General features: G+C 75.7%; 4 protein-coding genes. All 4 read left to right on the forward strand.

The window, feature by feature from the left end; genetic code table 11:
* Nucleotides 1-42 precede the first annotated feature (42 nt).
* Entirely contained in the window at nt 43-174 is a 132-nt protein-coding gene (locus ABEB16_RS22805; RefSeq protein WP_425560164.1) for a hypothetical protein, read from the forward strand.
* Entirely contained in the window at nt 171-782 is a 612-nt protein-coding gene (locus tag ABEB16_RS11160; protein WP_345712326.1) for a TetR/AcrR family transcriptional regulator, read from the forward strand. Before ABEB16_RS22805 ends, ABEB16_RS11160 begins: the two co-directional genes overlap by 4 nt.
* A 173-nt stretch (nt 783-955) precedes the next feature.
* Nucleotides 956-1,783: a hypothetical protein gene (locus ABEB16_RS11165; RefSeq protein WP_345712327.1), complete on the forward strand. Its 828-nt coding sequence runs from the start codon at nt 956-958 to the stop codon at nt 1,781-1,783.
* A gap of 201 nt (nt 1,784-1,984) precedes the next feature.
* The coding region (locus ABEB16_RS11170; protein ID WP_345712328.1) for a DUF5995 family protein at nt 1,985-2,587 on the forward strand (603 nt) is incomplete at its 3' end.

The following is a 2,587-nucleotide window of genomic DNA, read 5'->3' on the forward strand; positions in this document are numbered from 1 at the left end:
GTGGCCGTGCTGACGGCCCCCGGCCGCCCCGTGGCGCTGCTGGTGCGGCCCGACGCGCACCTGGCCTGGCGGGGCACGTCGGCGGGCGGCTGCGCGGCGCGGCTGGAGCGGGTGCTGGGCGCTGCCGGGCAGGTCGCGGGCGGGCCGGGAGGTGCTGGCAGGGTGGCGGTGTGAGCCCACCCGCGGGACCCGCCGCAGACCCCGCCGCCGATCGCCCGCCCGGGCTGCGGGAGCGCAAGAAGGCCGCCACGCGCCGCCGCATCCAGGAGGTCGCGCTGGAGCTGTTCCTGCGCAAGGGGTTCGAGGCGACGACGGTGGCGGAGGTGGCCGCGGCCGCCGGGGTGTCGCACATGACGTTCTTCCGCAACTTCCCCACCAAGGAGGCGGTGGTCGAGAACGACGGCTACGACCCCGTCATCGCCGCGCTCATCCGCGCCCGCCCGGCCGCCGAGCCGGCTGCCACCGCGCTGCACAACGCGCTGCGGGAGGGGATCGCGGCCGTCGACGGCGCCGACCGCGACACGCTGCTGGCGCGCACCCGGCTGGTGCTGACGACCCCGGCGCTGCGCGCGCACGTCGCGGACTCCCAGCGCGCCACGGTGCGGCTGTTCGGCGACGCCCTCGCCGAGCGCACCGGCGGGCCGGTGAGCTACGAGCTGCGGGTGGTGGCCGCCGCCGCGCTGGGGGCGGTGACGCTGGCGCTGGAGGCGTGGGTGGAGGGCGACGGCCGCGAGGGTCTGCCCGGCCTGGTCGACCGCGCCCTGGCGGTGCTGGAGCGCTGACGCGCCCCCTGAGCACCACCTGCACCCGGAACTGAGTAGGTCGCCACTCAGGACCCGGCCCCGCGCCGCGGCCAGGCTCGTACCAGCCGCAGCGAGCACGGGAGGTCTCCCGGAACCGCGGCGGACCACCGCCGAGCAGCGTCACCGACGCCCGAACCAGGAGCACACCCGCCATGCGCAGCACCGCCCGCCGCAGCACCCGCCGCAGCACCCGCCGCACCGCCCTCGCCACCGCCCTCGCCTCCGCCGTCGTCCCCGTCGCGGTGGCCGTCGGGGCCTCCCCGGCGCAGGCCGCCTCCTTCACCAAGATCGAGGGCGCGGCCGCCCACGCCGGGGGCCTCACGCCGACCGTGGACGCCTTCCGCGCCCTGCTGGGCGGCCCGAACAACGGCAGCGCGGTCGGCTGGAAGCCGAACGGCCGCCGGGAGATCAACTGGGACGGGGTGCCGGACAACCTCGCCACGCCGGCCTTCATGCCGCGCGACCTGTTCAACACCGCGGTGCCCCGCGGTGCGGTGTTCGCCAACTCCAACGGCAACAAGTTCCAGGTGAGCGCCGACAACAGCAACCCCGCCGGCACGCCGGTCCTCTTCGCCAACATCAAGTGGCAGAACATGGCGAACTTCCGGACCTTCAGCCCGCAGCGGCTCTTCACCCCGATCGGGACGACGGTCACGAAGGTCCGGTTCTTCAAGCCGGGCACCACCACCCCGGCCACCGTCAACGGGTTCGGCGCCGTCTTCACCGACGTCGACCGCACCGACAGCACGAAGGTCGAGCTCTACGACCGGTGGGGCAACAAGCTGTGGGGCAAGAACGTCGTGAAGGGCACCGCCCCCAGCGGCAGCCTGTCGTTCCTCGGCGTCAAGACGACCGCCGACATCTACGAGGTCCGCATCACCTCCGGCAACACCCCGATCGGCCCGAACGCCACCGACGGCGGCTGGACCGACCTCGTCGTGATGGACGACTTCCTCTACGGCGAGCCCAGGCCGCTCTGAGGCCACCGGCCCGGCCGGCTCCCGCCCCGTCCCCCGAGGACGGGGCGGGAGCCGGCCGGGCCGGTGCGCAGGTGTCGGGCGCGAACCCGCTGCGCCGGGCCCTTCAGGAACCGCCTCGCAACGACTACTGTGCGTGAGCGTCGCTTCGGGGGTTCCGGCCGGCGGTCGGGAGGACCCCGGAACGGCTGCGTGGAGGGGCACATGTGGGGCGAGGGGCCCGACGGGCCGCTGGATGAACTGCTGCGGCGCTTCGAGCGCGCGCACGACGAGCTGGGCGCGACCGACGACGAGCGCCACTTCTGCGGGCTGTACCTGCGCAGCACCCTCGCGATGCGGCAGGAGCTGCACGACGGCGGCTTCCGCGACGGCGAGTGGGTCGCCCGGCTGACGGCGGCGTTCGCGGCCCGCTACCTCGACGCGCTGGCGGCGTGGCGCGCGGGCGGGCCGGTGCCGGGGCCGTGGCGGCTGGCGCTGGCCGAGCGCCCCGGCACGCCGCCGCTGGTGCACCAGCTCGTCGGGCTGAACGCCCACCTGAACTTCGACCTGCCCCAGGTGCTGCTGGACGTCCTCTCCCCGGCGGACCTCGCCGACGCCGCGCGGCTGGCGCTGCGCCACCGCGACTTCCACCACGTCGACGAGGTGATGCTGCGCCGCATCCCGGAGGAGACCCGGCGGCTGCGGGCGCTGGGCGACCCCGTCGTCGGCGGCCCGCTCGGCCACCTCCTGTACCCGCTGAACCTGCTGGCCAGCCGGCGCTGGGTGGCCGGCGCCCGCCGCCTCGTGTGGTGCAACGCCGGGGAGCTG

Source organism: Kineococcus glutinatus (assembly GCF_039542765.1).
GTDB lineage: Bacteria > Actinomycetota > Actinomycetes > Actinomycetales > Kineococcaceae > Kineococcus_A > Kineococcus_A glutinatus.

Coding starts and splice junctions, on each gene's coding strand:
- ABEB16_RS11165 (WP_345712327.1), top strand. CDS start 956: ATGCGCAGCACCGCCCGCCGCAGCACCCGCCGCAGCACCCGCCGCACC.